This is a genomic window from Phenylobacterium sp., assembly GCF_031425575.1.
Taxonomy (GTDB): domain Bacteria; phylum Pseudomonadota; class Alphaproteobacteria; order Caulobacterales; family Caulobacteraceae; genus Phenylobacterium.
This window is the reverse complement of the sequence record NZ_JANPJP010000040.1, coordinates 1-4,800: the sequence shown is the minus strand read 5'-3', so window position 1 is coordinate 4,800 and position 4,800 is coordinate 1. Positions and strand designations below refer to the sequence as shown.

Sequence of the window (4,800 nt, the reverse complement as noted above, 5' to 3'; positions counted from 1 at the left end):
GAACAGTCGATCCCATCCCGACCGGCCATTGGACGTAGGCGGGGGGTGGTTCTCCTGGGAAGTCGCTACCCGCCCGTTATCTCGCGCAGGTCGCGCTCGGCGGCGATGTAGCCGAAGGCGAAGCGGCTGCGGCCCTGCAGGATCTGCTCGAACACCTCGCGGGCGCGCTCGGTCTCGCCATTGTACAGATACCAGTTGCCCACCCCGTAGCCCTGGGTGGCGTACAGGGTCTCCAGGTCGTGGATCACCTGGGAGCCGAGGTCGGGGGTCAGCAGGTCCTGCGGCTCGAACTCCCCGCGGTACATGCGCAGGCGGCGATAATAGGAGGGACCTTCGACGAAGGCCTCGTCGGGCAGGCCGTGCGGGATCGAGGCCAGCACATCGGCGGCCGCCGCCTCGTCGCCCTTGCGGCGCAGGGTCATGTAGAGCCAGTCGTTGCAGGCCGTCAGCCCGTCATGATCATCGGTCCGCACCCAGTCCAGGCAGCGACGGTAGGCGGCCTCGGCGGCGTCCCAGTCCCCTAGCAGGTAGTGGGCCAGGGCCAGGTGATACCAGGTGTTGAACTGGATGCTGGTGGGGGGCACCGGCAGCTCGTTGTCCTTGCCGTCCGGTTCGATCCACTCCGGCTTGCCCTCAAGCAGCTCGGCGGCGCGGGCCAGGTCGGCCAGCCCCTCGGCGAAGCGCCGGGTCGACAGATAGCGGTGACCCCGCTGGCGCAGGAGTTCGAAGGAGTCGGGGAACCGCTCCAGCCCCTCGCTGAACACGGCGATCGCCTCTTCGATCTGATAGCGGAACCCCAGCACCCGACCGTACCAGACGGTGTTGGGCAGAGAGGGGTCGGACTGATAATTGGATCTTGCGCTCTCTAGGGTACGGCGGGAGCGTTCGCGGATACTGTTTTCGGTCATGACGCCATTGAAGCGCCTGGGGTCGGATGCGTAAAGCCCTTACCCGGCCACGGCGTTCGGGGATTCGGGCTTGGCGTAGCGCTGGCTGACCCGGCGCAGGCCCTCGAGGATGGCCTTGGTGCCATTGCTGTCCTTGCCCGCCTCGGTGTGCAGCAGCAGGCGGAAGGCCCGCAGGTGCACGGCCACGGCGTTGGGGTCCCAGGTCTTGCGGGTCTTCAGATAGTCGGTGAGGTCGGCAAGGCTAACCAGGGCGGTGTCGATGGGCGCCAGGCCACAGGCCGTGGGCACGCCGATGGCCGCGCTGGCGATGGCGTAAAGCTCCTCGGCGACGGCGGGGTCGTACTCGCCGTTGACGCGGCCCGCGCACAGCTCGGCCTGGTCCAGGGTCACCCTCAGTTCGTCAAGGCACTCGGCGCGCAGGCTCTCCAGCCCCGCCCCGGCCCGCTTGACCGCGTCGGCGACGGGAAGCCCGCCGGGCGTGCGCAGCAGCTTGGCCAGCCGCACCACCGGAACATGGATCTTTACCGCGCTCAAAGGTTCACCCGTCGTGTCTTCAGCATGCCGTCGATGCTGTCCTGTTCCATGTTGGGCTCGCTGGCCTCGCCGACATCGCCGGCCAGGTCGTCGCGCCGCCGGCCCACCTGGCCGGCCGGCACGCCCTCGTTCTTGAAGCGGCGGTCAGGGCCCATATAGCTGTCGCACTCCACGAACCGCCGGCCCTCGCGGGCGATCCACAGCACGCGCTCCAGCACGGCGATGGGGGTCAGCGGTTTCGTCATCACGAAATGCGCGCCGCAGTCGCGGGCCTTCTGCACGGCGCCGCCCGGGGTATGTCCCGCCGTCAGCAGCACCGGCGCAAAGCAGTTGGGTTCGATGCGCGAGCGGCGCAGCCAGCTCACGAAGTCATAGCCTTCGCCGCCGGGGCCCAGCGCATCGGCGACCACCAGGTCCAGCTCGACCTTGGCCACCAGCCCCTGGGCTTCCTCCACGTTCTCGGCCCGGTGCAGCACCTTGGCGCCGAAACCGGTGAGAATCTGCACCAGGATGCTCATGCCCATGGTCGATTCCTCGAGGATGAGCACGGAGGCCCGCTCGAGGTTGAACCGGGCGCGAGAGTCGGGGCTGAGACCCATTCTGACCTTCAAGCCGGGCTGGGCGCATCCGCCTAAGACCCGGTCATCCCTTGTGTTTCGCCGCCACGTGCGACGATTCACTGTGACCAGAGAGGGTTAAGAAGACCTTCCACGGCGTGCGACAGGGCGCCACGGCGGGGGAGACCAGGACCGAATGGCGCCGCCTTGCCGGAGCCTGCCGCCCATGAGACGTTTGCGCCAACGTTGTCTTGGCCACGCGGCGAACGCGGGTTCAAAGTCGGCGCTGGGAGATGGCATGGTCGGCGCAATCTACGTTCGGGAGACGTCACGCGTCGGGCCCATTCCGCTCTCCACCAAGTTTTTTCAGGGCCTGGGCGCCCTGCCCGACGTGTTCAAGGGCTTTGGGTTCAACACCTTCCTGCTGTTCTTCTACAGTCAGGTGCTGGGCGCGCCGCCGGTCCTGGTGGCCACCGCCATCGCCTTGACCACCGTGCTGGACGGCGCGGTCGATCCCTTGATCGGGTCTTTCTCCGACAATCTGAAGTCCCGGCTCGGGCGGCGACACCCTCTGATGTACGCCTCGGCCCTGCCCCTGGCCCTGGGCCTTTACCTGGTGTTCTCGCCCCCCGTCGGCCTCGACCACAATGGCCTGTTTGCATGGATCTTCGCCACCACCGCCCTGGTCAGCATCGCCATCAGCCTCTTCAGCGTGCCCTGGACGGCGCTGATGGCCGAACTCTCCGACGACTATGCCGAGCGCACCGAGATCGTGGTCTGGCGCTATGCCGTGGGATGGATTGGCGGCCTGGCGTTCACCTTCTCGGTCTGGACCTTCATCTTCCCCGCCACCCCGGCCTTCCCGAGGGGACAGCTCAACGCCGACAACTATGTCCTCTTCGCCCCGGTGCTGGCGGTCTGCGTCGGCCTCGCCGCCCTCGTGGCCACCCAACTGACCCGCCGGGAGATCCCGTTCCTGGTCCAGCCGGCGGCGTCCAGCAGCTTCAGCCTGCGTCGGATGATCGACGAGCTGTTCAGCATGCTGAGCAACCGCGACTTCCTGATCCTCTTCATGGGCGCCCTGCTCAGCGCCTGCATCGGGGGCACCACCAGTGCGCTCGAAATCTACATGTCGACCTACTTCTGGGGCCTGGGATCGGCGGAACTGCGTTGGTTCAGCCTGGCCTTCTTCGGCGCCGCGGCCGCCTTCGTCCTGCTCCCCCGCATGCAACTGGTCTTGGACAAGAAGATCCTGATGCTGGGCTGCTTTGGCCTGATGCTGCTGGACGGGGTGATCATGATCAGCCTGCGGCTACTGGAGGTGCTCCCGGCCAATGGCGAGCCTGCGCTGCTGATCCTGCTGCTGGCCAATACGATCTTCCGGACCTTCCTGGGCACCGTTCTGGGGGTGATGTTCATCTCCATGCTGGCCGACTCCCTGGACGCCCAGGAGCTCCGCAACGGCAAGCGCCAGGAGGGCATGTTCGCCGCGGCCCTGTCGTTCTCCACCAAGGCCACGGCGGGTGTGGGGGTGCTGGCCGGCGGCCTGCTGCTGCAGAACGTGATTCAATGGCCGGTTGGCAAGACCACCGGCGACGTCGACCCCGACATCGTCTTCCGCCTGGGCCTGGTGGCCGGCATTCTCGTGCCCCTGGCCTATGTCGCGCCGCTGCTGGTGGGCATGGGCTACCGGATCACCCGGGAGGCCCACGCCGAGATCCGTCGCCAGGTCGCCGCGCAGCGCCTTTCCAGCTTCGGCCATGATCCTGATCCGCCAGCCGCGCCGCCGACCACGGCCAACACCCCCCTGACTGAAAGGACAGCTCCATGATGGACCAATCCATTTCCGAGAACTTCCTGCGCCTGGTGGGCGACTCCCAGAAGAACGGCGTGCCGGAGATGCACTTCCGGTTCTGGAACAAGACTGAAGAGGCGGTGCGCGAGAAGTATCTCGCCCACTTCCGCAACGATCCCGACGCCATGGCCTGGTACCAAGCCCATTATCTCGGCGAGGACCCCGACTTCGACGCCCTGCTGGAACTACCGCACGACACCCTGGGCTACCAGTACGCGCGCCACATCATCGACAACAACCTCAACAAGACCATCGCCAGCGACTACCGAAACGCCCACGAGAAGCTCGACGCCGCCGGTCGGCTGGCGGGCATGCCCGACGAGGTGAAGTACGCCATCCTGCGCGGTTTCCAGATCCACGACGTGTTCCACATCCTCACCGGCTACCGAACCGACGGGTGGGGCGAGATGGCGCTGCAGGCCTTCACCCTGGCCCAGCGCAAGCTGCCCTATTCCTCCATCTGGATGGCGACGCTGACCACCCAGATGACTTTCCTCAATCCCGACATGACCAATGCGGTGATGGACGCCATCAGCGACGGCTGGCGTTACGGCCGGGAGGCCAAGAACCTCAACTATCCCCACTGGGAAGAGCTGATGGACCGCCCCGTCGCCGACCTGCGCGCCGAGTACGGACTGCGTCAGGCGCACTGAGGAAACCACGGTCGGAGGTGTCATCCCGGAAAGCGCGCGAAGCTTGTCCAGGACCCGGGCGCGCGGGACTCTGAGGACAGGACGGATCCTGCACCGCTCGTCAAAAACGCCCTCCCCGGTTTCCCGGAGAGGGCGAAAATGCTGCACCTCATGCTGCGCAGCATGAAGTGCGGTAAGTCTATGAAATTATTCTAGGCTTCGTTGCCGAAGATCACCGTTCCGGCCGCGGCGAACATGCCGCCGACGCCCTGGCAGACGCTGGTCCTGGCGCCCGGCACCTGGGCCGGGGCCGT

5 protein-coding genes are annotated in these 4,800 nt (G+C 66.5%); 2 read left to right on the top strand and 3 right to left on the bottom strand.

All coding sequences use genetic code 11. The annotated features are described in order from the left end of the window. Positions 1-65: 65 nt before the first annotated feature. The 3 genes from RMO97_RS02055 to RMO97_RS02045 are packed head-to-tail and all read right to left on the bottom strand — an operon-like array spanning position 66 to position 2,041. A complete protein-coding gene (locus RMO97_RS02055) occupies positions 66-908 on the bottom strand; it encodes a tetratricopeptide repeat protein (RefSeq protein ID WP_310538895.1) in 843 nt (280 codons plus the stop codon). Between the two features lie 39 nt (positions 909-947). After that, entirely contained in the window at positions 948-1,442 is a 495-nt protein-coding gene (locus RMO97_RS02050; protein WP_310538894.1) for a hypothetical protein, read from the bottom strand. Continuing rightward, positions 1,439-2,041 (bottom strand): response regulator, encoded by a 603-nt coding sequence (locus RMO97_RS02045; protein WP_310538893.1) that lies wholly within the window; start codon positions 2,039-2,041, stop codon positions 1,439-1,441. Before RMO97_RS02045 ends, RMO97_RS02050 begins: the two co-directional genes overlap by 4 nt. A gap of 256 nt (positions 2,042-2,297) precedes the next feature. Here RMO97_RS02045 and RMO97_RS02040 point away from each other — a divergent pair, with 256 nt between their 5' ends. Further along, the gene (locus RMO97_RS02040; protein WP_310538892.1) at positions 2,298-3,830 is read left to right on the top strand and encodes an MFS transporter; all 1,533 of its coding nucleotides are present in this window, start codon (positions 2,298-2,300) and stop codon (positions 3,828-3,830) included. After that, the gene (locus RMO97_RS02035; protein WP_310538891.1) at positions 3,827-4,507 is read left to right on the top strand and encodes a Coq4 family protein; all 681 of its coding nucleotides are present in this window, start codon (positions 3,827-3,829) and stop codon (positions 4,505-4,507) included. The genes RMO97_RS02040 and RMO97_RS02035 overlap by 4 nt, the downstream gene beginning before the upstream one ends. Positions 4,508-4,800 lie beyond the last annotated feature (293 nt).